Origin of the sequence: Streptomyces sp. NPDC058880 (assembly GCF_042742535.1) — a bacterium.
GTDB lineage: Bacteria > Actinomycetota > Actinomycetes > Streptomycetales > Streptomycetaceae > Streptomyces.
Window position 1 is genome coordinate 77,660 of sequence record NZ_JBHYMC010000005.1, and the last position, 25,814, is coordinate 103,473.

Consider the following 25,814-nt stretch of genomic DNA (forward strand, 5'->3'; position numbering starts at 1 on the left):
CTCAGTACGAGAAGGCCATCGGCCGGTCGGGGTTCTTGTCGTCCCCGCCGATCTTGGCGGGCGGGTTGAGGTCGGCCTCAGTGAGCTCGGGCGGGCCGAGCTTGACGTACTTGACCAGGAGCCTGACCTCGATCACGGCCAGCACCGCATAGAGCAGGGTGAAGCCGATCATCGAGGTGAGCACCTCGGCCTGGGAGACGTGCGGCGAGACCGCGTCGCGGGTGCGCAGGACTCCGTAGACCACCCACGGCTGGCGGCCCATCTCGGTGAAGATCCAGCCCCAGGAGCTGGCGATGAGCGGGAAGCCCGTGGTCCACAGGGCGACGATCCAGTAGAGGTTGCCGATTCTGGGGCTCAGCGCCTTCTTGAAGAGCACCAGGTTCGGAACCTCGTCCTCCCCGGTGCGCAGACCGGGCGGCAGCAGGAACTTCTTGCGGGTCAGCCAGAGTCCCAGCACACCCACGCCGAGCGAGGCCATACCGAAGCCGATCATCCAGCGGAAGCCCCAGTAGGCGACCGGGATGTTGGGCCGGTAGTCGCCGGGCCCGAACTTCTCCTGCTCGGCCTTGTTGACGTCGTTGATGCCCGGGACGAACGAGGTGAAGTCGTCGTTGGCCAGGAAGGACAGCAGGCCCGGGATCTCGATGGCCACCTTGTTGTGGCCCTTTTCGACGTCGCCGTAGGCGAAGACGGAGAAGGGCGCGGGCGCCTCACCGTCCCAGAGGGCCTCGGCGGCGGCCATCTTCATGGGCTGCTGCTTGAACATGACCTTGCCGAGCAGGTCACCGCTGATCGCGGTGCCCAGGCCGGCGATGATCAGGACGACGAGTCCCAGACGCAGCGAGCTGCGCATCACGGGGATGTGCTTCTTGCGCGCTAGGTGGTAGGCGGAGATGCCGGCCATGAACGCGCCGCCGACGAGGAAGGCGGCCGTGATGGTGTGGAAGAACTGGGTGAGCGCGGTGTTCTGGGTGAGCACCAGCCAGAAATCGGTGAGCTCCGCCCGACCTCGTTCCTCGTTGATCCGGAAGCCGACCGGGTGCTGCATCCAGGAGTTCGCCGCCAGGATGAAGTAGGCGGACAGGACGGTGCCGATGGACACCATCCAGATGCAGGCCAGGTGGATCTTCTTGGGCAGCTTGTCCCAGCCGAAGATCCACAGTCCGATGAAGGTGGACTCGAAGAAGAAGGCGATCAACGCCTCGAAGGCGAGGGGGGCACCGAAGATGTCACCCACGAACCGCGAGTAGTCGGACCAGTTCATACCGAACTGGAACTCCTGGACGATGCCGGTGACGACACCCATCGCGATATTGATCAAGAAGAGCTTTCCCCAGAACTTGGCGGCTCTGAGGTACTTCTCCTTCTCGGTGCGCACCCAAGCGGTCTGCAGGCCGGCCGTGAGCGCGGCGAGCGAGATCGTCAAGGGCACGAAGAGGAAGTGATAGACGGTGGTGATGCCGAACTGCCATCGCGCCAGGGTTTCTGGCGCCAGAGCCAGGTCCACGTCCTCGTCTCCTTCGCATCGCCGTGGTCACAGGGGAAGCCCGCCTCCCAAGCACGCCCATTCCGGGAGGAAGCAGACACGCTTGTGAACGCGTTCACATTCACAAGCATTATGACGCACACCTTTCGGCCAGCTTCACCTGGGGTACCCCTCTAGCCAATCCATTCAACAGATTGTTGAATTCGGCTCATGCAGATTCGAATCTCCTGGCCTGCCGGCCAGCTCACCGCAACCCTCGACGAGACCCCGACCGGCAAGGCGCTCGCCGAGGCTCTCCCGATCTCCGCCTCCGCGCATACGTGGGGCGAGGAGGTCTACTTCGACACAGGCGTCTCCGTGGCTCTGGAAGACGACGCCCAGCAGGTCGTCGAGCCCGGCACCGTCGCGTTCTGGACCGAGGGCGACGCCCTGGCGCTGCCTTACGGTCCGACGCCCATCTCACGCGGAGGCGAGAGTCGCCTGGCGAGTCCGTGCAACGTGCTCGGCTCGTTCGACGGCGACCCCCGCCTGCTGTCCACCGTTCGCGATGGCGATCCCATCCGCGTGGAACTCGCCTGAGAAGAGCCCAGTGCTCCCCGGGCCTAGAGCTCCTTGAAGAACTCCCCCGCCGTGTGCAGGAAGAGGTCGTTCGCCTCGGGCTCGCCGATCGTGACCCGCAGGCCCTCGCCCGCGAAGGGCCGGACCACCACACCGGCCTTCTCGCAGGCGGCCGCGAAGTCCGCGGTCCGCTCACCGAGGCGCAGCCACACGAAGTTCGCCTGCGTGTCCGGCACGGTCCAGCCCTGCGCCAGCAGCGTCTCGTGGACCCGCGCCCGCTCGCCCACCAGTGCCCCGACCCGGCCCATCAACTCGTCCTCGGCGCGCAGCGAGGCCACCGCCGCGTCCTGGGCGAGCTGGCTGACCCCGAAGGGCACCGCCGTCTTGCGCAGCGCCGCCGCCACCCGCTCGTGCGCGACCGCGAAGCCGACCCGCAGGCCGGCGAGGCCGTATGCCTTGGAGAACGTACGCAGGACCGCGACATTGGGGCGGTCGCGGTACAGCTCGATGCCGTCCGGGACGTCGGCGTCGCGCACGAACTCGCGGTACGCCTCGTCCAGGACCACCAGGACGTCCGAGGGCACCCGGTCCAGGAACCGCTCCAGCTCGGCCCGGCGCACTGCGGTGCCCGTGGGGTTGTTCGGATTGCAAACGAAGATCAGCCGGGTCCGCTCGGTGATCGCCGCGGCCATGGCGTCCAGGTCGTGCACGTCGCCCTCGGTGAGGGGCACCTGCACCGAGGTCGCGCCCGAGATCTGCGTGATGATCGGGTACGCCTCGAAGGAGCGCCAGGCGTACATGACCTCGTCACCCGGGCCCGCCGTGGACTGGATCAGCGACTGGGCCACGCCCACCGAGCCGGTGCCCGTGGCCACGTGCTCGACCGGCACGCCGAACCGCTCGGCGATCTCGTTCAGCAGGCCGGTGCATGCCATGTCCGGGTACCGGTTGAAGGCCCCGGCCGCCGTGACGGCGCTCTCCAGCACCCCCGGCAGCGGCGGGTACGGGTTCTCGTTGGAGGACAGCTTGTACGCGACGGGCCCGCCCGCGGCAGCCGGCTTGCCGGGCTTGTATGTCGGAATGCCGTCCAGCTCGGCGCGCAGCTTCGGGCTGTTCTCGCTCACCGCAGGTCCTCCTCGACCGTCCCGTACGACGTCGCCGTCGACTCAATACTGCTCACCTTATGAGGATTCCGCCCTTCCGAGAATGGGGGCGCCTGGAATGAGGGGGAGCGCACGCATATATGCGTGCGCCGGTGGCCTGCGCCGTGGCGCGCATCCCTCGTGCAGGTGAGTTGCGATCGGGCCGCAACCGCATCGGTTTGGCATGCTCGGACCCGCCGACAGGCTCCACCATCAACCCACGCCATGAAATGCCTTTATTTCCAAGGTCATTGAGGGTGTCTAACCATGCAGAAACGTGCCTGTCAACGCGTGCATATGCACCCGGCCCGCGCCCCCCGCCGAGCCCTACTATCGGCTCGCCATGACAGCAGCAGGGAAGCACCAGGTGAGCCGGACCGAGACCACCCGGCGGGCCGCCGGCCGACAGGGCCGGGCCGGCATCAGGGACGTGGCCGCCGCGGCCGGCGTCTCCATCACGACCGTCTCCGACGCGCTCAATGGCAAGGGACGGCTGCCCGACGCCACCCGTCGCCACGTTCGCGAGGTCGCCGACCGGCTGGGCTACCGCCCGTCGGCCGCAGCCCGCACCCTCCGTACCGGCAAGTCCGGCCTCATCGGCCTGACCGTGACGACCTACGGGGATGAACCTTTCACCTTCACCGAGTTCGCCTACTTCGCCGAGATGGCCAGGGCCGCCACCTCGGCGGCGCTCGCCCGCGGCTACGCCCTCGTCATCCTGCCCGCCACCTCGCGCCACGATGTCTGGTCCAACGTCGCCCTCGACGGCACCGTCGTCATCGACCCCTCCGACCACGATCCCGTCGTCTCCGAGCTGGTCCGCCAGGGCCTCCCCGTGGTCTCCGACGGCCGGCCCGCCGGATCCCTGCCCGTCACCGCCTGGGTCGACAACGACCACGAGGCCGCCGTGCTCGGCCTCCTCGACCACCTCGCCGCCGCCGGCGCCCGCCGGATCGGCCTGCTGACCGGCACCACCACCGACACCTACACCCGCCTGTCCACCACCGCGTACCTCAATTGGTGCGAGCGCGTCGGCCAGGACCCGGTCTACGAGTCCTACCCCGCCCACGACCCGTGCGCGGGCGCCGTCGCCGCCGACCGGCTGCTCGCCCGCCCGGACCGCCCCGACGCGGTCTACGGGCTCTTCGACCCCAACGGCACCGACCTGCTCGCCGCCGCCCGCCGCTACGGCCTGCGCGTCCCCGAGGACCTGCTGCTCGTCTGCTGCAGCGAGTCCACTGTGTACGCCAACACCGAACCGCCCATCACCACCCTGTCCCTCAAGCCGCGCCGCATCGGCACCGCCGTCGTCCAGCTGCTCATCGACGCGATCGAGGGCGTGGACACCGGACGTCCGGTCGAACAGGTGGTCCCGACCGAGCTGATCATCCGTACCTCGTCGCAGCGCAGGCAGCCCCGAAGGACCGTCAGCCCGCCCCGATCTCCGGCCCAGGACTGACCGGCAGACCGTCCGGTCGGCCTGATCGGCGGTCGGTCCAGGATTTCAGCAACGGCAATATCGGGCAAAAACGGTAGGAACGATACGCTCCGCAAAGGATTCACCACCCCTGGTGCGTCACACAGCGCGAGCCGCATTCCTATGATGGGCGCACGACATCACGGACCCTCCTCCCAGGAGGTCAGGAGGGTCCGCAGGTGTACGGCAGCGCGACGGTGGTGGAGGGGTCGATGACTCAGGGGGCCGGTCAGGGACCCGCGATGCGGACGGAGACGCTGCGGGACTTCCGGGTGCCAGTCACCGAACCCGCCGCCCCGTACGCCGTATCCACCGGTCTGCCGAACGAGGCTCCCGTGTACGGCGAGTACCCCGCGTACTACGAGGACGGCGCACGATCCTCCGTGCCCCCGCAGCCCGGCCACCCGCCGCAGCCGCCCACACCCCCGGCGCCCCCGGTCCGGCACCACGAGCCGCACCACGACCCGCGCCGCGAGGAGCCCCCGCACGGGGACCCGCAGGGCCACGCGCACGCGGATGCCGAACCGGTGCACGCGACGGGCCGGGGCCCCGACGAGGACGACCTCGAGGGCTACACCCCGACCTACCGGGACCTCCCCGTCATCGGCCGCGGCACGCTCGGCGGCCCCGGCGACACCGTCCAGGTCCAGTACGTCCCGCAGGACACCGCCGGCCCCGGCCCGCTGTACGTCGTGGGCGACGTACACGGCTACCTCGACGAACTCGTCGCCGAGCTGCACGCCCAGGGGCTGATCGACGCGGAGGGCAGCTGGTCCGCGGGCAACGCACGGCTCTGGTTCCTCGGCGACTTCACCGACCGCGGCCCGGACGGCATCGGCGTCATCGACCTCGTGATGCGGCTGTCCGCCGAGGCGGCCGCCGCCGGCGGCTACTGCAAGGCCCTGATGGGCAATCACGAGCTGCTGCTCATCGGCGCCAAGCGGTTCGGCGACACCCCCGTCGTGTCCGGCGCCGGCACCGCCACCTTCCAGGCCGCCTGGCTGCTCAACGGCGGCCAGCGCAGCGACATGGAGCGCCTGCAGGACGTGCACATCCAGTGGATGTCGCGGCTGGACGCGGCCGTGCTGGAGGAGGACCACCTGCTGCTGCACTCCGACACCACGGCCTACCTGGACTACGGCGACTCCATCGAGGACGTCAACGACACCATCCACGAGCTCCTCAACCGGGGCGACGTGGACATCACCTGGGACCTCTTCCGGAAGTTCACCAAGCGCTTCGCCTTCCGCGACGAGGAGACCGGCCCCCAGGCCGTCCGCGAACTGCTCGACACCTACGGCGGCAGCCGGGTGGTGCACGGCCACAGCCCCATCCCCTACCTGCTCGGCGAAGTGGGCACCGAGGACGGCGACGACACCCGGGGACCCGAGGCCGTGGACGGCCCGCACGTGTACGCGGACGGGCTCGCCATCGCGATGGACGGCGGGGTGACGATGGCGGGCAAGCTGCTCGTCGTACGGTTTCCGCTGAGCGACTGAGAGCTTACGCAGAGGGGTATTTCCGGAAAGCCCCTGTCACGGCGTGGTGTGGGCGCTCTACCATCGCACTATCCGTAGCAGGCTCTCCTCCGTTTCGGCCGGCACCCGGGTCTACGCGGGGAAACCGGCTTCTACGGAGCATCGGGGGATGCACATGACCAGCGCTCCGCACCTGCTGACCGAAGACCGACCGGAGTTCGACCGGCTCATCGACGAGGCACTGCGCGCCGCCGGCGAACGGCCCGAGCTCGCCGCACTCGGCGAGCGGCTGAACGCCGAACAGCTGCGCACCATGGCCCAGGGCGCCAGCGCCCTGCTGGCGGCCGCGGCAGCCGCCGAGTACGTCCACTACGTGAAGGTCCGCGAGGAACGCCGCGACGAGGCGCTCTCCGCGCCCGGCGCGGCGGGGGACGAGAACGACGACCGGAGCAGCGGCGGCGCGGGCGTCAGCGCCGTGGTCGCGGTCCTCGCACCGGTCCTGGCGGGCACCGCGATGCTGATCTTCCTGCTCGTCGGCTACATCCTGAAGATGATCGAGCCCGAACCGGCCTTCGCCCGGACCATGCTGACGGCCGGCTGGCTCTTCGGGGCGCTCACCGCGGTGGCCCTGCTCTGCGCCGTGATCGGGCTGCTGGTCACAGCCGTCCGCAACAGTGCCACCGAGGTGCCGGCGGACGAGACCGAGGCGATACCCGACGAGGTGGCGCGGGCCCGTGAGGCATGGCGGCACGCCCTGCTGGAGCGCGGCATCATTCCGTTCCTGCGGGACGCGCTGGCCGATCCGAGTGCGGTCCCGGGCTTCCCGACCCCCCGCACGCCGGGGGCCGGGCGCATCCCCAGCCTGGGGTACACCCGGCCCGACTTCTCCAGTCCGGGACCCTCGTCGCGGGAGTCCCCGCCCGGCTACACACCGCCGGACTTCACCAGCCCGGACTTCGGGGGCCCCGAGCACCGGCCGGAGTAGGCACTCCGGCCGGCCCGGCGGCCTACTTCAGCGTCTTCGGCAGGTGGTTGGGGTCCATCGGGCGCACCGGCTCGGCGATGGCGCGCACCGGCGTCGGCCCGTCGCCCGGCATGGGCTGCGGGTCCGCCGCGGTCCACTCCCCGTCGCACGTGAGCGTGTCGGGGGTGCCCGGGACCACGTCGCAGAACGTGTCCCAGATCGTGCCCGTCTCGGTGATCACCTCGATCTCCAGCCGGTTGGCCTGGTGGGAGATGGAGACCCCGCAGGCGTTATCCGGGTAGTTGCCCTCCTCGTTGGTGGTGAGGTCGTACCAGATCCAGGGGCCCACCGTGACGCCCTGGACCTCGCGGACACCCGCGTACGTGATGCCGTCGGGAGTGAGGGCCGCCTTGAACTCGCGGTCGTTGTTGTCCCGGACGGCATCGACGTCCACGCAGGCGCCGGCACCGGTCGCGCCCGTGGCGCCCGTGGCGCCGGTGGCGCCGGTGGCGCCGGTCGCACCCGTGGCACCCGTGGCACCCGGCGCGCCGTCGGCTCCGTCCTCTCCCGGATCGCCCTTCGGCCCCTGTGGGCCGCGCGGACCCGTGGGCCCCGTGGGACCGGTCGGGCCCCGCTGCCCGTCGCACTTGTCGCCGCCGCCGCGCGGGCCGGCCTGGGTGTCCACCGTCCTCGGATCGTGGTTCCGGCTCTTCTGCGTCGTGCAGTCTCCCCCGCCGGTCGGAGTCGCCGGCCGGACCGTAGCGGCCGACTGCACACTCTGTGCGGTGGCGAACGCAGGGCTGGCGATGCCCACCACCACCAGGGCGAGCGACGCCAGCGTGCCTCCCTTCACCACGGCACTTCGCCGGGCCACCGGGCCGAGGGGTGACCTGGTCCTGTTCACGGGGCTCATATAAGCCGCTCCTTCTGGAAACCGAGTCGAACGATGTGCGATCGGCCCGGATGGGCCGCCTCGCCCATAGTGGGTAAATCGGACCGGGCGCGCCGATCGCCTCGCTCTGCAGTCATCTCATCGGACCAGCGACAGAGCCCCAATGGCGGCGCGCACCGTGGCTTCCTTGCACCCCCCCTGCCCCGGTCCCTACCGTCGCCTCACGGTCGTCTTCACCACCACCGTGGACGGGATCCTTGAAAGCAAAAGTCTGTCTGAACATGATCGTGAAGAACGAGGCCGCGGTGATCAGGCGCTGTCTCGAATCCGTGCGCCCATTGATCGACACCTGGGTGATCGTCGACACCGGTTCGACGGACGGAACCCAGGAGATCATCCGTGAATTCCTCGCCGACCTCCCGGGCACCCTGTACGAACGGCCCTGGAAGGGATTCGACGGCAGCCGCAGCGAGGCGATCGACCTGGCCCGCTCCCACGCGGACTACCTGCTCTTCGTGGACGCGGACGACGTGATCGAGGTGGATCCCGGATTCCAGATGCCTGAGCTCACTTCCGATTCGTACGGCATCGCGGTGCACCACCAGCCCGTCATCCACTGGCGCCCCGCTCTGGTCACCACCCGGCTGCCCTGGACATACGTCGGTGTCCTGCACGAGTACCTCGACTGCGCGGACCCGTTCACCCGCGGAGTCCTGGAGGGCTTCCACATCCGCGTCATCGGCGGCGGAGCCCGGCAGGGCGAGGGGGGCGACCGGGAGAAGTACCTCCGCGACGCCGGAATCCTGGAGAAGGGCCTCCTGGAGGAACCGGAAAACGCCCGCTACGCCTTCTACCTCGCCCAGAGCTGGCGCGACGCGGGCGAGCCGGAGAAGTCCCTCGCCGCATACGACCGACGGGCGGCCATGGGCGGCTTCGCCGAGGAGGCGTTCTGCGCACGGCTCTACGCGGCACGGCTCGCGGCAGGTCTCCGGCGCCCGCCGGCCGAGGTGACGGACCGCTACCTCCGCGCCCACGAGAGCCGGCCCGGCCGGGCCGAGGCGCTCGGCGACCTGGCCCGCCTGTGCCGTCTGGACGGCCGCTTCGAGCTGGCGTACCTGTTCGCCCGTCAGGCGGCGCGGATCCCGCGCCCCGAGGACATCCTGTTCGTCGAGTTCGACTGGTACGAGTGGCGTGCACTCGACGAGCTCGCGGTCGCCGCCTACTGGGTCGGCGCGTACGAGGAGTCGCTGGAGTGCTGCGAACGCCTCCTGCGGGAGGACGGGCTCCCGGAGAGCCAGCGGGAACGGGTGCTCGAGAACCGCGCGTTCGCCCTGGCCAAGCTGGGTCCGGAGTACCGGGCGGCGGCCTGACGGCGCGGACCCGCGACTCCCCCCATGGGTCGCGGGTCCGCGCCGCATCCGGTACCTGACGGCCGGTCTCAGTCGGCCAGCGGGAGGTAGACGCGGTTGCCCGAGGCCGCGAACTCGGCGGACTTCTCCGCCATGCCGGCCTGGATCTCCTCCGCCTTCAGGTCCCCGCCGTGCTCGCGGCGGATGTCCTGCGAGATCTTCATCGAGCAGAACTTCGGACCGCACATGGAGCAGAAGTGCGCGGTCTTGGCCGGTTCGGCGGGAAGGGTCTCGTCGTGGAACTCACGCGCCGTGTCCGGGTCCAGGGCCAGGTTGAACTGGTCCTCCCAGCGGAACTCGAACCGCGCGTCGGACAGGGCGTCGTCCCACTCCTGGGCACCCGGGTGTCCCTTGGCGAGGTCGGCGGCGTGCGCCGAGATCTTGTACGTGATCACGCCGGTCTTGACGTCGTCCCGGTTGGGCAGGCCCAGGTGCTCCTTGGGCGTGACGTAGCAGAGCATCGCCGTACCCCACCAGGCGATCATCGCGGCGCCGATGCCCGAGGTGATGTGGTCGTACGCGGGCGCCACGTCCGTGGTGAGCGGGCCGAGCGTGTAGAAGGGCGCCTCCTCGCAGATCTCCTGCTGGAGGTCGATGTTCTCCTTGATCTTGTGCATCGGGACATGGCCCGGACCCTCGATCATCGTCTGCACGTTGTGGCGCTTGGCGATGGTGTTGAGCTCGCCCAGCGTCTTGAGCTCCGCGAACTGCGCCGCGTCGTTGGCGTCCGCGATGGACCCCGGGCGCAGGCCGTCACCCAGCGAGTACGTGACGTCGTACGTCGCCAGGATCTCGCAGAGCTCCTCGAAGTTCGTGTAGAGGAAGTTCTCCTTGTGGTGCGCGAGGCACCATGCGGCCATGATCGAGCCGCCGCGCGAGACGATGCCGGTCTTGCGGCGGGCGGTCAGCGGCACGTACGGGAGCAGCACGCCGGCGTGGACCGTCATGTAGTCGACGCCCTGCTCGGCCTGCTCGATGACCGTGTCCTTATAGATCTCCCAGGTCAGCTCCTCGGCACGGCCGTCGACCTTCTCGAGTGCCTGGTAGAGCGGCACGGTGCCGATCGGCACGGGGGAGTTGCGCAGGACCCACTCGCGGGTGGTGTGGATGTTGCGGCCCGTCGAGAGGTCCATGACCGTGTCGGCGCCCCAGCGGGTCGCCCAGGTCATCTTCTCCACCTCCTCCTCGATCGAGGAGGTGACGGCGGAGTTGCCGATGTTGGCGTTGACCTTCACCAGGAACTTCTTGCCGATGATCATCGGCTCGATCTCCGGGTGGTTCACGTTCGCGGGGAGCACCGCGCGACCTGCCGCGATCTCCTCACGGACGACCTCGGCGGAGACGTTCTCGCGGATCGCGACGTACTCCATCTCCGGGGTGACCTCGCCCCGGCGGGCGTACGCGAGCTGCGTGACGGCGGCCCCGTCGCGGCCCCGGCGGGGCTGGCGGGGGCGGCCCGGGAAGACCGCGTCGAGGTTCTTGAGGCCGCCGCGCGGCGAGGTGTGCTTGATGCCGTCGTCTTCGGGGCGGACCGGGCGTCCGGCGTACTCCTCGGTGTCGCCGCGGCCGATGATCCAGTTCTCGCGCAGCGGCGCGAGGCCCCGTCGCACATCGGTCTCGATCTGCGGGTCGGTGTACGGACCGGACGTGTCGTAGAGCGTCACGTCCTTGCCGTTGGTGAGGTGGACCTGGCGGACCGGCACCCGGATGTCGGGGCGGGAGCCCGCCACGTAGCCCTTGTGCCAGCCCGGCTTGCGCTCGGTCGAGCCGTCGGCGTCCTGGCTGACGGCAGGCGTGCGTGCGTCCTGAATGGTCATGAGACCTGATCTCCCTACGCCGGCATTACCCGGTAACAGGTTCGGCGGTCGACGCAGCCTCTTCCCCTACGCATCCGTGCCCGCGTACGGTGATCAGCGCCCTCTCAGCCCGGTGCTCCGAGCTCCCGCGTTGTGCAAAGTAGCCCCCACGCTAGCGTCATCCATGGCGTGCTGAACAGTGGGCCCCCCTCATCTCTTGCGATGATCTGCTGGTGACGTCCTCGCCGCAGCCCCCCACCGAGCCCACCGAGACCGGCAGCCACTCCGGCCACGCGCACGCCGGACACGGGCACTCCTCCGGCCATTCCCACAGCCACGGTCACGGACCGGCCGCCCCCGTCTCGAAGCACCTGCGCAAGGTCATCGCGGCGGTGCTGATCCCCTTTGCCGTCGCCGTGTTCGCCGGTCTGGCGGTCCTCTGGCCGGGCGGCGCCCCGGACCACGAGCGGACCGGGGTGGGCTTCGACCGGCAGACCCAGCAGGCCAAGGTCGTCTCACTGGAACGCGTCGACTGCGCGTCCGTGAACGCCGGGCAGGTGCCGCCGACCGGCGAGGTGTCGACCCCGACGGGGCGCGAGGCCCGGGCCGCGCAGACCGGAGAGTGCAAGAAGGCCACCGTCGAGGTCGGGAGCGGCCCGGACCGGGGACGCACCTTCGTGGAGATCGTCCAGCCGGGCGCACCACGGCAGCTCGCGGATGGCCAGGAGGTGGTGGTCGCGTACGCCCCCGACGCGCCGCGCGACCTCCAGTACTCGGTGATCGACGTGAACCGCAAGCTTCCGCTGGCGGCACTGGCCGGCATCTTCGCGCTCTCGGTCGTCCTCGTCGGCCGGATGCGCGGGCTCTTCGCGCTGATCGCACTCGTCGTCAGCTTCGGCGTGCTGACGCTCTTCATCCTCCCCGCCATCCTCCAGGGATCGAACCCGCTGGTGGTCGCGGTGGTCGGGGCGAGCGCCATCATGCTGATCGCGCTCTACATGTGCCACGGCCTGACCGCACGCACCTCCGTGGCGGTCCTGGGGACGCTCGTGTCGTTGCTGCTGATCGGCCTGCTGGGTTCGGTGTTCATCGACTGGGCGTTCCTCAGCGGGAACACCGACGACAACACCGGTCTGATCCACGGTCTGTACCCGGACATCGACATGAGCGGTCTGCTGCTCGCCGGGATCATCATCGGATCGCTGGGCGTCCTCGACGACGTGACGGTCACCCAGACCTCGGCGGTCTGGGAACTGCACCAGGCCGACCCGTCGATGGGCCCCCGGGCCCTGTATCGGGCCGCCATCCGGATCGGCCGCGACCACATCGCGTCGGTGGTCAACACCCTGGTACTGGCCTACGCGGGCGCCGCGCTCCCCTTGCTCCTGCTGTTCTCGATCGCCAACAGCAGCATGGGAGCGGTGGCGAACAGCGAACTGGTCGCGGTGGAGATCGTACGGACCCTCGTCGGCTCGATCGGTCTCGTGGCCTCGGTGCCCGTGACGACGGCACTCGCGGCGCTGGTCGTGTCAGCCGACCGGCCGGAATCCCCGGACGCCGCACCGGGCTCGGGGCCGGCACGCGGCGGCCGGGGCCGGCGGCGCAAGCGCTGAACGGTGGTTCGGCCCGAGGGATGAGCGGGCCGGGACCGCGCTTCGGCCCGAAGGGTGAGCGGGCAAGGACCACTCATCGGCGCGCGGGAGCGAGCGGACCCGGACTGCGGTTCAGCCCGCGTTCTGCTCGTTCTGCTCGTTCTGCCGCGACTCGGCCAGGATTCTGCCGAGTGCCTCGTCCAGGTGTTCCTCGAAGTCGCCCGTGTTCCGTTCCTGTCCGAGCGGCACGAGCCGGTCGGTGCGGTCGAGGAACGCGACGAGCGGTGCCGCGCTGGCCCGGAACAGGGCACGGTCGCCGCCGACCTGAAGCCGGATGTGGACGTCGGACAGCTCCTCGGGGCAGGTGGGGGCGATATGCACATCGCCGTCACCACACGGCTTGTTGATGCCGTCGAGGAGCAGCTCCCGGCCGAACGCCCAGGTCACGGGCGCGTCTCCGGGAAGGTGGAAGGTCAGGCGGACTGCGTAGGGATCACGGGCGTCGTACCGGAGTTCCACCGGGATCCGGAACGAGAGCTCCTCGGAAACGAGGAAACTCATCATGACCTCTGCCTGTACCGACTCGCGCATTGCCTACCCCGCTGTAGTGGAAGTGGCCAGGAATGACCCCCCAGGACCCTCTTGACAAGAGTGGTGGAAGCGCGAGCAGATCACAAGGAGTGAGTTTTCAGATACTGATAGAGAACGAGAGGGTGCTCAACAGCGCGCCTACTTCACTCCGTAGTCGATCGACTACATACAGCAATCGATCTTCCTGGTGCAGGGGCAAGGAAATGGCCATCGTCGCGGCCGTATCGCCGGCCGTGATGGGGATCGCGGCACAGACTGTGCCCAGGGCATATTCTTGACGCTCGATTACAGGCTGCATTCGCCCGAGGGCCCCGATCCGGTTCTCCAAGGCATGCAGATCGCGCACGGTATAAGGAGTGATGGCCTCTACCGGATGGCGGTCGTAATAGTCCCTGCGCGCACTCTCGTCGAGCTGGCCGAGCAGGCACTGCCCGATGGCGTGCGCGAATCCGGTGGCGCGGAAGTCGGCCCACTCCTCGCACGCCGGACGGCCCGGGGTGTCCGAGACCCCCACCACCTCGATTTCACCCTCGCGGTAGACCGCGAAGTAGACGGGCGCCCCCACCGCGTCGCGGAAGTGAGCGAGCGAGTCGAGGATCATGGTGCGACGTTTCTGCTGGAGTCCGCCGCCGGCCAGTCGCCCTGCCGCCGCGCCCAGTACGAAGACTCCGCTCTCCCTGCGCAGATAGCCCTCGTGCGTCAGAGTGCGCAGCAGGTGGTAGGCGGTGGGAAGCGGAAGCCCGGCCTCACGCGCCAGTTGCTTCGCCGGGGCTCCCTCGCGGTGGGATCCCGCCGCTTCGAGCAGCCTCAGCGCCCTCTGTACCGAACCGATCAGTGTCGGCACACCCGCATTGTGGACCGGAGACAAGCTCACCCCCAGGCGTGGCGGCGGGCCTTCAGAGGTGGACCGCCCCGCGGGGGCCGCCCCCGCTGATGCCGGGTCCTGGGGCAGCGCTCGGCAGGTAGTCGGCGTCACCACAGGTCAGGCGGTGCCACGGGCTCCAAGTGCCCAGGGAACGGCACAGTTCGCGACTCTATCCACCCTTTCCAGGGCTCTGGGTGGTTTGGGGTGTCCGGTTCCCTCAGGCGGGTTAACGAGGGAACCGCCCCGGCCCGTCACCTACCACTCGCCGGAGGAGGACTTCGAACGGCCTCCGCCGAGCTTCTTCACCACGAAGATCAGACCGCCGACGAGGCCGACGAAGAGCAGCAGCTTGAAGGCGAACGAGATCAGCGCGCCCAGGACGCTGGTGATGACACCACCGAAGACAAACACCGCCAGCAGCGGAACGGCCACCCACTTCACCCACCAGGGCGTGCCTGCAAATATCTCCCGGATCCCACTCATGTCCTCGACCTCTTCCTGGTTGCTGGTCGTCCCGTCTGCGACGTGCTGCTGTCGATGCTAGGAGCCCGCGGGATCCGATCGGGGCCCGCGAGCCCCCGGAGTCCCCTGATCCTCCCCTTAGGGGGATCAGGGGCCCGACCCTCACCCGGGAGTGGGCTCAGCCCTCCGGCGGCGAGAACACCACCATCACCTTCAGGTCCTCGGTGATGTGGTGGAACTTGTGCGGTACGCCCGCCGGGACGTAGACGACGCTGCCGCGCGCCACGGTGGTGGTCTCTTCGCCGACCGTGATCGAGGCCCTCCCGCTCACCACGAAGTACACCTCGTCCTGACCGTGCGGCTGCTGCGGATCGGTCTGGCCGGCGTCGAGCGCGTACAGCCCGACCGACATGTTCCGCTCGCGCAGGAACTGCAGATAGGCGCCGTCGTTGGCGGACCGTTCCGCTTCGAGCTCGTCAAGCCGGAAGGCTTTCATCGTCGTTGTGCCCCTTGTACTCGATCGTTCCCTCGCATCCGCTGCTCTGCGGATGTCCCACCGGGATCTTCTCTGCCACGATCAGACACATGACGAATTTCGTAGTCAAGACGCTCGCCAACGCGGCAGCCCTGGCCGTGGCCATCTGGCTGGTCGCCGGCATCACCCTGGACGACGGCAGCACGCTGGGCCGCCGGACGCTGACCCTGATCCTGGTCGCCCTGCTCTTCGGCCTGGTCAACCTCATCGTCAAGCCCGTGGTGAAGCTGCTGTCACTGCCGCTGTTCATCCTCACGCTCGGCCTGTTCACCTTGGTCGTGAACGCGCTGATGCTGCTGCTGACCTCGTGGCTGGCCGATCAGTTCGACCTCAGCTTCCACGTGGACAACTTCTGGTCGGCGCTCATCGGCGGCCTGATCATCTCCATCGTCTCCTGGGCCGCGAACCTGGTCCTTCCCGACAACGACTGAGCGGGCTGCGCATGTACTGCGTCTGCTTCGTCTGCACGGGCAACATATGCCGCTCCCCCATGGCCGAGTCCGTCTTCCGCGCCCATGTGGAACGGGCCGGACTCGATGCCCTCGTCGAAGTGGACAGCGGCGGGACCGGCGGCTGGCACGAGGGCGACGGCGCCGACCCGCGCGCCGTCTCCGTCCTGGAGGCCGCCGGCTACGCCCACGACCACCGGGCCCGCCAGTTCCATCCCTCCTGGTTCTCCCGGCTGGACCTCGTCGTCGCGCTCGACTCCGGGCACCTGCGGGACCTGAGGGCGCTCGCACCCACGCCTCGGGACGCCGCCAAGGTCCAGCTGCTGCGCTCCTACGATCCGGCCGCCCCGGCCGGGGTGCACGACGTACCGGACCCCTACTACGGGCCGCTCGACGGGTTCGAGGAGTGCCTGGCACTGGTCGAGGCTGCGAGCCCCGGTCTGCTGGACGCCGTACGCCGGGTCATGAAGGAGCACACCACGTGAACGAATACGCCCACCGAGGCCCGGGCGGGCCGATCGGCGACGGCACCCGTGCCGTGCGCGCCGGCCTGCCCGAGGCCGTCAAGAACGAACCACCCCTGCCGGGGCCGGTCTTCGCCGCCCACTTCCACCTCCCGGGCGACGTCGAAGGCCCGTATGCCTACGGCCGCGACACCAATCCGACCTGGACCCTGCTGGAACGGGCGATCGGGGAGCTGGAAGCCCCCGGCCAGGAGGTGCACACCGTCGTCTTCGCCTCCGGCATGGCAGCGGTCTCCGCCGTCCTCCTCTCGCAGACGCGAACGGGCGACGTGGTCGTCCTGCCCGACGACGGCTACCAGGCACTGCCCCTGCTGCGTGAGCAGCTGGAGGCGTACGGGATCCACGTGCGCACCGCACCCACCGGAGCAGACGCCCAGCTCAGCGCCCTCGACGGGGCCCGGATGCTGTGGATCGAGACGCCGTCCAACCCAGGGCTCGACGTGTGCGACGTACGGCGCCTCGCACGGGCCGCGCACGCCGGCGGAACCCTGGTCGCCGTGGACAACACCCTCGCCACTCCGCTCGGGCAGCGGCCCCTGGAGCTCGGGGCGGACTTCTCCGTGGCGAGCGGCACCAAGGGCCTCACCGGCCACGGCGACCTGCTGCTCGGGTACGTCGTGTGCCGCGACCGGGAACTCGCGGCCCGTGTCCGGGGATGGCGCAAGATCGTCGGTGCGATCCCCGGCCCCATGGAGGCCTGGCTCGCCCATCGCTCACTGGCCACGATCCAGCTGCGCGCGCAGCGCCAGTGGGCCAACGCACTGGCCCTCGCGGAGGCGCTGGTCGACCGCCGGGACGTGAGCGGGGTGCGCTACCCGGGGCTGACCACGGACCCCTCCCACACGACGGCCGCCCGCCAGATGCGGGGATTCGGCTCGGTGGTCTCCTTCACCCTGCCCGACCGGGCACACGCGGAGCGGTTCATGTCCGCGCTACGCCTGGTCGAGGACGCCACGAGTTTCGGCGGCGTGCGGTCCACCGCCGAGCGGCGCGGACGGTGGGGCGGCGATGCGGTGCCCGAGGGCTTCATCCGCTTCTCCGCGGGGGCCGAGGACACCGAGGACCTGGTCGCGGATGTGCTGCGTGCACTCGACCACGCCCTCGATCCGGCCGGTCACGACCGCTGATCACAGTCTCTGCCCAGGACGTGAAAGGCGGTCCGAGCCTCCCCCCTAGTGGCTCGGACCGCCCCGGGTTCCGCTAGCGAAGAACCACGCGACAAGGCTAGTTGACTGTGCGTCAGAGTCCAATCACGGTAGCGACAGGGGCCTATCTGCATATTTATAGTTGTAGGCCCCTCCGAGAGGTGTCGCGATGGATCTGGCCCTGCTGCGCACCTTCGTCACCGTGCACCGGGCGGGCTCGTTCACACGCGCCGCCGCTCTCCTCGGGCTGTCCCAGCCCGCTGTGACCTCGCAGATCCGCACCCTGGAGCGCCAGTTGGGCCGGCCGCTCTTCCACCGTCGGGCCCGCGGGGTCACCCCCACGGCCGTCGGGGACGAACTCGCCCACAAGGCCGCCCCGCACCTCGACGCCCTGCTCCGAATCACCGAGGCCGAGCGGGAGGACGCGGGCGCGATCCGGTCCCTCCACGTCGCCGGTCCGCCCGAGTTCCTGTCCCTGCGGGTGCTACCCGCCCTCGCGCCCCTCGTCGGCCAGGGCCACACTCTGCGCGCCACCCTGCAGAGCGATGCCGAAACCGTCCTCGACGGACTCGCCGCCGGCCACCACGACCTCGTCGTCACCACCGCCCACCCTCGCGGCGGGCCCTTCACCTCCACCGCCCTCTGCGACGAGGAGCACGTCCTGGTCGGCGCGCCCTACTGGGCCGCCCTCGTCGACACGGACCGGCTACGATACGACGGTCCCGCGGCCCTGGAAGGCATCCCTCTCGTCGAGGTGCACGAGACTCTGCCGCTCGTCACCCGGTACTGGAGCGCCGTCTTCGACACCCTGCCGGACGCCAGGTCGCTCTCCGCGACCGTGGTCGCACCCGACCTGCGCGCCGTACTGGAATGCATCCTCGCGGGCGCGGGGCTCGCCGTGCTGCCCCGCTACCTGTGCCAGGAGGCCCTCGACAGCGGCCGGATCACGGCCGTGGCGGAGCCTGCCGTACCCCCGCTGCGCACGTGGTTCCTCGTCCTGCGAACGGGAAGCCCCGCCCTGGCCCACCTGGCGCGGGCCCGCGCTCGGCTGCTGGACGCCGCCGCACACTGGTGAGCCCCCGGTTTCCGCCCGCGGCGCGTTTCAGAAGCGGAGCGGTGGGCCACTCTTCTCCCATGACCGAACGTCCCGTGGTCAAACGCACCGCTCGCGCGATCCTGCTCGACGGTGACGACCTGATCCTCATCAAGCGCACCAAGCCCGGCGTCGACCCGTACTGGGTCACCCCCGGCGGGGGAGTGGAATCATCGGACGCCTCCGTCGTCGACGCCCTCCACCGGGAGGTCCACGAAGAACTCGGCGCGAAGATCACCGATGTCGTGCCCTGCTTCGTCGACACCGTCGAGCACATCACCGGCGGCGGGGTGACCGGCGTGAAGGTGCAGCACTTCTTCGTCTGCCGTCTCGAATCGATGGACCCGAGCCTCCGGCACGGACCCGAAGTCGACGAACCCGCGGGCGAGTACGAGATCGTCCGTGTGCCCTTCAGCCGGGTGGGCATCGCCGCGGTCCATCTGGTCCCCCTGTCCCTGCGGCACTACCTGGACGGCAACATCGAAGGCGTACGCGCCATGCACGCACCCGACCTGGGCTGAGGCCCGTCCGGGGCCGGCCGGCTGGCGCCCCTCCCCGAGCGGCCGTGGCCGGCGGTCACCCGGCGATGCCCGCCAGTTCCTCGACGGCGTCGTGCCGGATCCGCTCGCCGGGAATGCCGATGCGCAGGAGCTCGTCGACCCCGCTGCGGATCATCGCGGGCGGGCCCGAGACGAACGCGTCGTACGAGCTCCACGGCCCGTTCTCGCCCACGGCCTGCGGCAGCTGTCCGGCCAGCCCGTCTCCGACCACCGGCCGGACCGACAGCCACGGGTGCGAGCGCTGCAGCCCCAACAGCGTGTCCTTGTCGTACAGGCCGCTGTCGCTGCGCGCCCCGAAGAACACCTCCACCGGCCGCCGCTCGCCGTGTACGGCCACATCCTCGATCAGTGCCTTGATCGGCGCGATGCCGGTGCCCCCGCCCAGGCAGAGCATCCCGTTGTCCGTGGTGTGGTCCACCACCATCGACCCGGCCGGCGGTCCCAGGCGCAGGACGTCCCCGGGGCGTGCGTGGCGCACCAGCGCGTTGGAGACCCAGCCCGCGGGGACGGCCTTGACGTGGAAGGAGAGCAGCCCGTCGGCCCGGGGGGCCGAGGCGAAGGAGTAGTGGCGCCACACACGCGGCCACCAAGGGGTCTCCAGGCTCGCGTACTGGCCGGCCAGGAAGGCGTAGGGCTGGTCGGGGCGGACGGTCAGCACGGCGATGTCCGGGGTGCGCAGTTCGTGCGAGACCACCTCCGCGTGCCACCACGCGGGGGCCTTGGCCTCGTCCTCCGCCGCGGCATCGATCATGATCTGGGAGATGGCCGTGTACGCCCGCACCCAGGCGGCCTCGGTCTCGGGCCCCCAGCTCAACGTCGCGAACCGGGCGAGCGCCCCGACGAGGGCTTCGCCGACCGCGGGGTAGTGACCGGGCATGGTGCCGTACTTGCGGTGCCCGGTGCCGAGTCGGCAGAGGTAGGGAGCGAGCACCTCAGGATGGTCGATGTGCTCGGCGGCGGTCAGCAGCGCCTTCAGCAACCGGTCGCGCTGCGTGTCCATGGCCGCCGGGAACATGCCCCGCACTTCCGGGTGCCCGGTGAAGACCAGGGCGTAGAAGTACGAGGTCACTTTGTCGGCGACCGGGGCGATCTCCGCAAGGGTCCGGCGGATGAGTACGGCATCCGGTGAGGGCTCGGCCGCACCGTCCTCGGACGGTATCCGGGCCGCTTCGCGTCTGGCCGATCTGGTGGGCGGAGCGTCCATGCGGTGCCTCGCTTCGAGCATCTCGGTCGGATTGCACACGCCACGGTCATGAATCCGTGGTTCCCGGTTTCACAGCGTGCCAGCCGACTCGGAGGCCTGCGGGGAAACGCAGAAAATCCGCGATTCGAACCCACTTTCCTCCTAAGATGCGTCAACTCCCGGGCGTGCCAAAGCCACCAGCTGGTATACCTCCCGCAGATCCCGCCCTTCATAGACATGGGTCGCACGAGCGGCCAGATGCGGCCGCGCGTTGACCGCCACCGAAACGGACACCGCCTCGAAGAGGTGGATGTCGGTCCCGGAGTCCCCGTACGCCACGCAGTCGCCCCGCGTCACGCCGAACTGCGCGCACAGCCGGTCGGCCACCATGACCTTGCCTTCGGGCGTCAGAATCCCGGCCTCCTCCACGGGCCGGGTGAACGGCACTTCCGGGAAGACCGACCCATGGGCGGCATCCGCGCCCCACTCCAGCAGAAGTTCCACGAAGAACGACGGCGAAAGGGAGACCACCGCGCAGTACTCTCCGCGCTGCCGGATCTCCTGCCAGACATCCCGGATCCCGGCGAGCCAGGGAGCCCCGTCGAACGCCGCCCTGACGTGCTCCGGCGTCAGCTCGGCCCACAGCGCGTGCACGGCAACCGAGAACTGGTGGGGCCCGATCTCGCGCGCGGAGAAGGCCCGCTCCAGCATGGCGATCTCGGCACTCACACCCAGCTGACGGGAGATCTCCACGGGAGCCGCCGAGCCGTACATCAGCGTTCCATCGAGGTCGAAGAGGTGCAGGCGCGTCATAGGCATCGAGGCTAGTGGGTTCGTTTCACGTGAAACACCGCGTTTCACGTGAAACGTCGCCCGGTGCAGGATTCCCGGTCGTCAGGTTTCACGTGAAACATCGTCCCCAAATCCTCTGGACGACTCCCAGCTCATGATCCAGTCTGGCCCGGTGACACCACCACACATCACCGATCTGCCGATCCGGGCGCTGCACGTGGACGATCTCCACCGTTGCGCCGACCTGTCCGAAGATCGTGGCTGGCTCCGCGAAGACCACAAGTGGGGACTGCTTCTGGCGGCAGGCAACGGCTACGGCGTCGACGCCCCAGACGGCCAGGGCCTCGCCGCCGCCTGCGTCGTCACCCGGTACGGCAGTCTCGCCTCAGGCCCCGGACTCGCTGCCATCGGCATGGTTCTCGTGGCCGACCGCTACGCCCGTCAAGGCCTGGGGCGCGCCTTGATGACCCATGTCTGCAACAACGTGCTCAAGGGCGTTCCCCTCACCCTCCACGCCACCCCCTATGGACGCCCGCTGTACGAGGAGCTGGGATTCAAAACCACAGGCCGCGCCGAGATGCTGGTGGGGACCTTCCGGGAGGAAGAAAGCTCTGACACACAGAGCACCACTCGGATCCGGCGAGCGGTCGCGGAAGACCTCGCGCACATCCTGCGCCTGGACGCCGAGGTCTTCGGCGCCGACCGCACACACATGATCACGCGGCTCCCGGCCTTCGCCGACCAACTGCTCGTCGCCGAGGACTCCCGCGCGGAGGGCGCACTCACGGGATACGCCGCGGCCTGGCCCAACATGCACACCCATGTCATCGGCCCGCTGATCGCCCGAGACACCGACACCGCCAAGTCCTTGGTCGCCGGGCTTGCCAGAGGCACGGACCGCCCGCTGCGCACCGATGTCGACGTGCGGCACGAGGAGCTCCTCGCCTGGCTCAAGGAACGCGGCCTGGAATCCGTCGCCTTCAACGCCGTCATGGCCCGGAACCTCGCCGACCTCCCCGGCGACTGGACCCGCCGTTGGGCACCGCTGACCGTGGCCGCGGGCTGAGAAAGGACCCCCTATCGTGACCGACACCCCCGAACCGGCGATCCGGCCCGCCACCGAAGCCGATCTGCCCGCCATCGTCGCCATGCTGGCCGATGACCCGCTCGGCGCCACCCGCGAGTCCCCGGAGGACCTCACCCCCTACCGGACGGCCCTGAAGCGCCTTTCCGACGACCCCAACCAGCACGTGGTCGTCGCCGTACGGGACGACCGCGTCGTGGGCACCCTCCAGCTGACGGTCGTGCCCGGCCTCTCACGCAAGGGAGCCACCCGCGCCATCATCGAAGGCGTCCGCGTCCACGCGGACGAGCGCGGCAGTGGACTGGGCACGCGGTTCATCGAGTGGGCGATCGAGAAGTCCCGTGCCGAGCAGTGCACGCTCGTACAGCTCACGTCGGACGCGACCCGGACCGACGCCCACCGCTTCTACGAACGGCTCGGGTTCACCGCCTCGCACCTCGGGTTCAAGCTCCAGCTCTGAAGGCCGCGCCGTAGGCCGGGCCCACAGGTCGACGGTCCGGCCTACGAACGGGAGGATGAGTCCTCGTCTCCCGCCTGGCCGTCTGGGTGGGCGAGGCCCGGGTCACCCCGCGCTTGCGAACTCCACTGGAACGTGAATTCGTCGCCTGAGGCAGGTCACCGCGCTGTCAGCCGACGCCGCGCCAACCCTGCGGGTCGACCCCGCCGGGCACCGGGGCGGCGGGGTCGTAGGGCTCCCTCGTGAACACGAAGGAGGCCAGATCGAGGTGGCTGACCGAGCCGTCCTCGCGGCGCACCGCCCGCAGCGTCTCGCCTGCGTAGTACCCGGACAAGCCGGTCCAGGTGCCGTCTGGCTCGGACCGGAACAGGGCCGTACGGCCCGTCACCCCGACCGGCCCCAGTTCCAGCGAACCGTCCGCAATCAACCGCACCACGTGTGCCGCGGTTCCCCAGTACCAGGGGCCGCACAACTCGAGGGGCACCTGATCGGCTTCCCGGAAGGGCCGCCACGGCCGCGGGAACGGGGGCTCGGCATCCGCCACGATCCCGACGAGATCGGCGGCGACGGCCGCGGCCGGCAGCCCCGACGTGCAGTTGGCCAGCACCACCGCCGCCACGTCGTCTGCCTCGCTCAGCCACAGCCCCGCGACGAACCCGGGCAGCGAGCCGCTGTGTCCCACGAGCCTGCGCGCGCCCTGGGCCATCAACTGCATCCCGAGCCCGTAGCCGAGATCGGCGAACCCGGGCTCGGGGGGCGCCGCCGGCCGGCGCATCTCCTGTACGGACTCCGCGCCGAGCACCCGCTCGTCACCGTGCAGCAGGAAGCCGGCGAATCGCGCGAGATCCCGCGTCGTGGACCATAGCTGACCCGCCGCGGCCATCAGCCCCAGGTCCTCAAGCGGTTCCGGCATCATCACGTCGGCCCACGGGTGCACGGCCCAGCCGCCCGCGTGCGGGGCCTGAGGCAGTCCGCTCGTACGATCCAGGCCGAGGGGCTCCAGCACCTCGGCCCGCAGCACCTCTTCCCAGGGCCTGCCCCGCAGCGCCTCCACCAGCGAACCCAGCAGGGTGTAACCGGGGTTGGAGTAGTGGTGCCTGCTGCCCGGGGTGAGCTTGAAGGGCTCCTCACCCAGCACGTCGGCGAGTTCGGGCCGCAGCGCGCCGGGGGTCCGCTCCCACCACTCGCCGGGGGTCTCCGCGGCCAGCCCGCCGGTGTGGGCCAGCAGCTGGGCGATGGTCACCCGGCCGACGGAGGTCCCCGGGAGGTGCTTCTCCAGCGGGTCCTCGAGCCTGAGCAGCCCTTCGTCCCGAAGGCGCATGACGAGAACGGCCGTGAAGGTCTTGCTGATCGACCCGATCCGGTACTGGACGTTCCCGTCCGGGCCGTGCCCCGCGACGGAGGTCCGGGAGCCCTCCCAGACCACCTCCCCACCACGCAGTACGGCCGCCACGACGGACGGTGCTCGCCCCGCGCTCTGGGCGACGGCGATCCGGTGCCTCAGCGCACGCCGGGTGGCGGGGAGCAGTTCACAGTCCTCGGCAAGCTCATCCATGATCGGATGCTACGTGTTGGCCATGTCCACGAAGCGCGAATAGTGGCCCTGGAAGGCCACCGTGATCGTCGCGGTGGGGCCGTTACGGTGCTTGGCCACGATCAGGTCGGCCTCACCGGCGCGAGGGGACTCCTTCTCGTAGGCGTCTTCGCGATGCAGCAGGATCACCATGTCGGCGTCCTGCTCGATGGAACCCGACTCACGCAGGTCGGAGACCATCGGCTTCTTGTCGGTCCGCTGCTCCGGACCACGGTTCAGCTGGGAGAGCGCGATCACCGGGACCTCAAGCTCCTTCGCCAGCAGCTTCAGGTTTCGGGACATGTCCGAGACCTCCTGCTGACGGCTCTCGGGACGGCGCGAGCCGCCCGACTGCATCAGCTGGAGGTAGTCGATGACCACGAGTGAGAGATCGTTGCGCTGCTTGAGCCGACGGCACTTGGCCCGGATCTCCATCATCGACAGGTTGGGGGAGTCGTCGATGTACAGGGGGGCGGCCGAGACGTCCGGCATCCGGCGGGCCAGCCGGGTCCAGTCATCGTCCGTCATCGTGCCCGAACGCATGTGGTGCAGCGCGACTCTGGCCTCCGCCGACAGGAGGCGCATGGCGATCTCGTTGCGCCCCATTTCGAGCGAGAAGATCACGCTGGGCAGGTTGCTCTTGATGGAGCAGGCCCGGGCAAAGTCCAGCGCGAGGGTGGACTTGCCCATGGCCGGACGTGCGGCGATGACGATCATCTGGCCGGGGTGCAGGCCGTTGGTCAGGGAGTCCAGGTCGGTGAAACCGGTGGGCACCCCCGACATCTGGCCGCTGCGCGAGCCGATGGCCTCGATCTCGTCGAGCGCGCCCTCCATGATGTCGCCGAGCGGCAGGTAGTCCTCGGAGGTCCGCTGCTCGGTGACTGCGTAGATCTCGGCCTGGGCACTGTTGACAATCTCATCGACATCACCGTCGGCCGCGTAGCCCATCTGCGTGATCTTCGTCCCGGCGGCAACGAGGCGGCGCAGGACGGCCCGCTCGTGGACGATTTCCGCGTAGTACTCGGCGTTCGCCGCCGTCGGCACGGACTGGACCAGCGTGTGCAGGTAGGAGGCCCCGCCCACCTTGCTGATCTCGCCCCGCCGGGTGAGCTCGGCGCCCACAGTGATCGGGTCGGCCGGCTCTCCCTTGGCGTACAGGTCGAGGATGGCCTGGTAGATCGTCTCGTGCGAGGGCCGGTAGAAGTCGTGGCCCTTGAGGACCTCGACGACATCGGCGATGGCGTCCTTGGAGAGGAGCATGCCGCCGAGCACCGACTGCTCGGCGTCGAGGTCCTGCGGAGGGACACGCTCGAAGCCACCGCCGCCACCGTCCCAGGAGCCGCCTTCGCGGCCCCTGTCGTGCTGCTCGTCGCCGCGGCCCCGGCCCTCGCTGTTGCGGCGCGGGCGGGCGGGCAGACGGTCACTCGGACCGCTGTCGGCCCAGGGGTCGTCCATGGGCTCGGGCATGCTCACCGGGCCGCCTCCTCCCGTCCGCAACGCGGACCTCGCCGTGCAACTCTTTCTACGACACGGCTCTGACATTTGGGGCACCCGAATCGGCTGTCGGCGAGTCGGGCAACGCACCACGGTAGGGCCGGGAGCGGCGTCAGCCAATCTTGTTATCCACAGGCCCTGTGGATGAGATGTGGATGACGGCTCCAATGCTGTGGGTAACTCCCCCCAAGCTGTGCACGGACCGGGGGACGA

General features: G+C 69.7%; 25 protein-coding genes and 1 riboswitch. Of the genes, 13 read left to right on the forward strand and 12 right to left on the reverse strand.

Annotation, left to right across the window (positions count from 1 at the left end):
- Nucleotide 1 precedes the first annotated feature (1 nt).
- The gene (locus ACFW2G_RS04940; RefSeq protein ID WP_384580990.1) at nucleotides 2-1,507 is read right to left on the reverse strand and encodes a cytochrome ubiquinol oxidase subunit I; all 1,506 of its coding nucleotides are present in this window, start codon (nucleotides 1,505-1,507) and stop codon (nucleotides 2-4) included.
- A 189-nt stretch (nucleotides 1,508-1,696) separates the two neighbouring features.
- On the opposite strand from ACFW2G_RS04940, the gene ACFW2G_RS04945 reads away from it, so the two are divergent.
- Nucleotides 1,697-2,065: a cyclophilin-like fold protein gene (locus ACFW2G_RS04945; RefSeq protein ID WP_037920302.1), complete on the forward strand. Its 369-nt coding sequence runs from the start codon at nucleotides 1,697-1,699 to the stop codon at nucleotides 2,063-2,065.
- 23 nt (nucleotides 2,066-2,088) lie between these two features.
- On the opposite strand, the gene hisC is transcribed toward ACFW2G_RS04945, so the two are convergent.
- Nucleotides 2,089-3,168, reverse strand: coding sequence for a histidinol-phosphate transaminase (gene hisC / locus ACFW2G_RS04950; protein WP_037920303.1), 1,080 nt, complete (start codon nucleotides 3,166-3,168; stop codon nucleotides 2,089-2,091).
- A gap of 361 nt (nucleotides 3,169-3,529) precedes the next feature.
- Here hisC and ACFW2G_RS04955 point away from each other — a divergent pair, with 361 nt between their 5' ends.
- The 3 genes from ACFW2G_RS04955 (at nucleotide 3,530) to ACFW2G_RS04965 (ending at nucleotide 7,126) form a co-directional block, all read left to right on the forward strand.
- Complete coding sequence (locus ACFW2G_RS04955; protein WP_037920304.1) at nucleotides 3,530-4,645, forward strand: LacI family DNA-binding transcriptional regulator; 1,116 nt, start codon at nucleotides 3,530-3,532, stop codon at nucleotides 4,643-4,645.
- A 230-nt stretch (nucleotides 4,646-4,875) separates the two neighbouring features.
- Nucleotides 4,876-6,162, forward strand: coding sequence for a metallophosphoesterase (locus ACFW2G_RS04960; RefSeq protein ID WP_384445844.1), 1,287 nt, complete (start codon nucleotides 4,876-4,878; stop codon nucleotides 6,160-6,162).
- Nucleotides 6,163-6,310: 148 nt separating this feature from the next.
- Nucleotides 6,311-7,126, forward strand: a complete 816-nt coding sequence (locus ACFW2G_RS04965) for a hypothetical protein (RefSeq protein WP_384580992.1) — start codon at nucleotides 6,311-6,313, stop codon at nucleotides 7,124-7,126.
- Nucleotides 7,127-7,148: 22 nt separating this feature from the next.
- Here ACFW2G_RS04965 and ACFW2G_RS04970 read toward each other — a convergent pair whose 3' ends face one another.
- On the reverse strand, nucleotides 7,149-8,018 hold the full coding sequence (locus ACFW2G_RS04970; protein ID WP_384445848.1) for a hypothetical protein: 870 nt from the start codon (nucleotides 8,016-8,018) through the stop codon (nucleotides 7,149-7,151).
- Between the two features lie 260 nt (nucleotides 8,019-8,278).
- Between ACFW2G_RS04970 and ACFW2G_RS04975 the strand changes: the two genes are divergently transcribed.
- Complete coding sequence (locus ACFW2G_RS04975; RefSeq protein WP_384445850.1) at nucleotides 8,279-9,367, forward strand: glycosyltransferase; 1,089 nt, start codon at nucleotides 8,279-8,281, stop codon at nucleotides 9,365-9,367.
- A 68-nt stretch (nucleotides 9,368-9,435) separates the two neighbouring features.
- Here ACFW2G_RS04975 and thiC read toward each other — a convergent pair whose 3' ends face one another.
- The gene (gene thiC / locus ACFW2G_RS04980) at nucleotides 9,436-11,223 is read right to left on the reverse strand and encodes a phosphomethylpyrimidine synthase ThiC (RefSeq protein ID WP_384449016.1); all 1,788 of its coding nucleotides are present in this window, start codon (nucleotides 11,221-11,223) and stop codon (nucleotides 9,436-9,438) included.
- Nucleotides 11,218-11,362, reverse strand: a riboswitch (TPP riboswitch). Its footprint overlaps the gene before it by 6 nt.
- 73 nt (nucleotides 11,363-11,435) lie before the next feature.
- Here thiC and ACFW2G_RS04985 point away from each other — a divergent pair.
- A complete protein-coding gene (locus ACFW2G_RS04985) occupies nucleotides 11,436-12,815 on the forward strand; it encodes a YibE/F family protein (protein WP_078556258.1) in 1,380 nt (459 codons plus the stop codon).
- A gap of 111 nt (nucleotides 12,816-12,926) precedes the next feature.
- Here ACFW2G_RS04985 and ACFW2G_RS04990 read toward each other — a convergent pair whose 3' ends face one another.
- The 4 genes from ACFW2G_RS04990 to ACFW2G_RS05005 form a co-directional block, all read right to left on the reverse strand.
- A complete protein-coding gene (locus ACFW2G_RS04990; protein WP_037920324.1) occupies nucleotides 12,927-13,385 on the reverse strand; it encodes an SsgA family sporulation/cell division regulator in 459 nt (152 codons plus the stop codon).
- Nucleotides 13,386-13,482: 97 nt separating this feature from the next.
- Nucleotides 13,483-14,220, reverse strand: coding sequence for a helix-turn-helix domain-containing protein (locus ACFW2G_RS04995; protein WP_037921326.1), 738 nt, complete (start codon nucleotides 14,218-14,220; stop codon nucleotides 13,483-13,485).
- A gap of 285 nt (nucleotides 14,221-14,505) precedes the next feature.
- Nucleotides 14,506-14,733, reverse strand: a complete 228-nt coding sequence (locus tag ACFW2G_RS05000; protein WP_037920326.1) for a DUF5326 family protein — start codon at nucleotides 14,731-14,733, stop codon at nucleotides 14,506-14,508.
- A gap of 157 nt (nucleotides 14,734-14,890) precedes the next feature.
- A complete protein-coding gene (locus ACFW2G_RS05005) occupies nucleotides 14,891-15,208 on the reverse strand; it encodes a cupin domain-containing protein (protein ID WP_384449020.1) in 318 nt (105 codons plus the stop codon).
- A gap of 89 nt (nucleotides 15,209-15,297) precedes the next feature.
- Between ACFW2G_RS05005 and ACFW2G_RS05010 the strand changes: the two genes are divergently transcribed.
- The 5 genes from ACFW2G_RS05010 (at nucleotide 15,298) to ACFW2G_RS05030 (ending at nucleotide 18,979) form a co-directional block, all read left to right on the forward strand.
- Nucleotides 15,298-15,678: a phage holin family protein gene (locus tag ACFW2G_RS05010; protein WP_037920330.1), complete on the forward strand. Its 381-nt coding sequence runs from the start codon at nucleotides 15,298-15,300 to the stop codon at nucleotides 15,676-15,678.
- A gap of 11 nt (nucleotides 15,679-15,689) precedes the next feature.
- Nucleotides 15,690-16,181: a low molecular weight protein-tyrosine-phosphatase gene (locus tag ACFW2G_RS05015; protein WP_384580994.1), complete on the forward strand. Its 492-nt coding sequence runs from the start codon at nucleotides 15,690-15,692 to the stop codon at nucleotides 16,179-16,181.
- Nucleotides 16,178-17,347, forward strand: a complete 1,170-nt coding sequence (locus tag ACFW2G_RS05020) for a cystathionine gamma-lyase (RefSeq protein ID WP_384449027.1) — start codon at nucleotides 16,178-16,180, stop codon at nucleotides 17,345-17,347. Before ACFW2G_RS05015 ends, ACFW2G_RS05020 begins: the two co-directional genes overlap by 4 nt.
- Nucleotides 17,348-17,534: 187 nt before the next feature.
- On the forward strand, nucleotides 17,535-18,440 hold the full coding sequence (locus ACFW2G_RS05025) for a LysR family transcriptional regulator (protein ID WP_384580996.1): 906 nt from the start codon (nucleotides 17,535-17,537) through the stop codon (nucleotides 18,438-18,440).
- A gap of 59 nt (nucleotides 18,441-18,499) precedes the next feature.
- The gene (locus ACFW2G_RS05030; RefSeq protein WP_037920344.1) at nucleotides 18,500-18,979 is read left to right on the forward strand and encodes an NUDIX domain-containing protein; all 480 of its coding nucleotides are present in this window, start codon (nucleotides 18,500-18,502) and stop codon (nucleotides 18,977-18,979) included.
- 55 nt (nucleotides 18,980-19,034) lie between these two features.
- Here the strand turns inward: ACFW2G_RS05030 and ACFW2G_RS05035 are convergent, their stop codons facing one another.
- Complete coding sequence (locus ACFW2G_RS05035; protein WP_078556398.1) at nucleotides 19,035-20,243, reverse strand: globin domain-containing protein; 1,209 nt, start codon at nucleotides 20,241-20,243, stop codon at nucleotides 19,035-19,037.
- 120 nt (nucleotides 20,244-20,363) lie between these two features.
- Nucleotides 20,364-21,014, reverse strand: coding sequence for an HAD family phosphatase (locus tag ACFW2G_RS05040; RefSeq protein WP_037920345.1), 651 nt, complete (start codon nucleotides 21,012-21,014; stop codon nucleotides 20,364-20,366).
- A gap of 151 nt (nucleotides 21,015-21,165) precedes the next feature.
- On the opposite strand from ACFW2G_RS05040, the gene ACFW2G_RS05045 reads away from it, so the two are divergent.
- Together ACFW2G_RS05045 and ACFW2G_RS05050 are read left to right on the forward strand one after the other, a co-directional pair.
- The gene (locus ACFW2G_RS05045; RefSeq protein ID WP_384580998.1) at nucleotides 21,166-22,059 is read left to right on the forward strand and encodes a GNAT family N-acetyltransferase; all 894 of its coding nucleotides are present in this window, start codon (nucleotides 21,166-21,168) and stop codon (nucleotides 22,057-22,059) included.
- Nucleotides 22,060-22,075: 16 nt separating this feature from the next.
- Nucleotides 22,076-22,537: a GNAT family N-acetyltransferase gene (locus ACFW2G_RS05050; protein ID WP_037920350.1), complete on the forward strand. Its 462-nt coding sequence runs from the start codon at nucleotides 22,076-22,078 to the stop codon at nucleotides 22,535-22,537.
- Nucleotides 22,538-22,703: 166 nt separating this feature from the next.
- Here the strand turns inward: ACFW2G_RS05050 and ACFW2G_RS05055 are convergent, their stop codons facing one another.
- Entirely contained in the window at nucleotides 22,704-24,089 is a 1,386-nt protein-coding gene (locus ACFW2G_RS05055; RefSeq protein ID WP_384449043.1) for a serine hydrolase domain-containing protein, read from the reverse strand.
- Nucleotides 24,090-24,098: 9 nt separating this feature from the next.
- The gene (gene dnaB / locus ACFW2G_RS05060) at nucleotides 24,099-25,562 is read right to left on the reverse strand and encodes a replicative DNA helicase (protein WP_031156067.1); all 1,464 of its coding nucleotides are present in this window, start codon (nucleotides 25,560-25,562) and stop codon (nucleotides 24,099-24,101) included.
- Nucleotides 25,563-25,814: the final 252 nt, after the last annotated feature.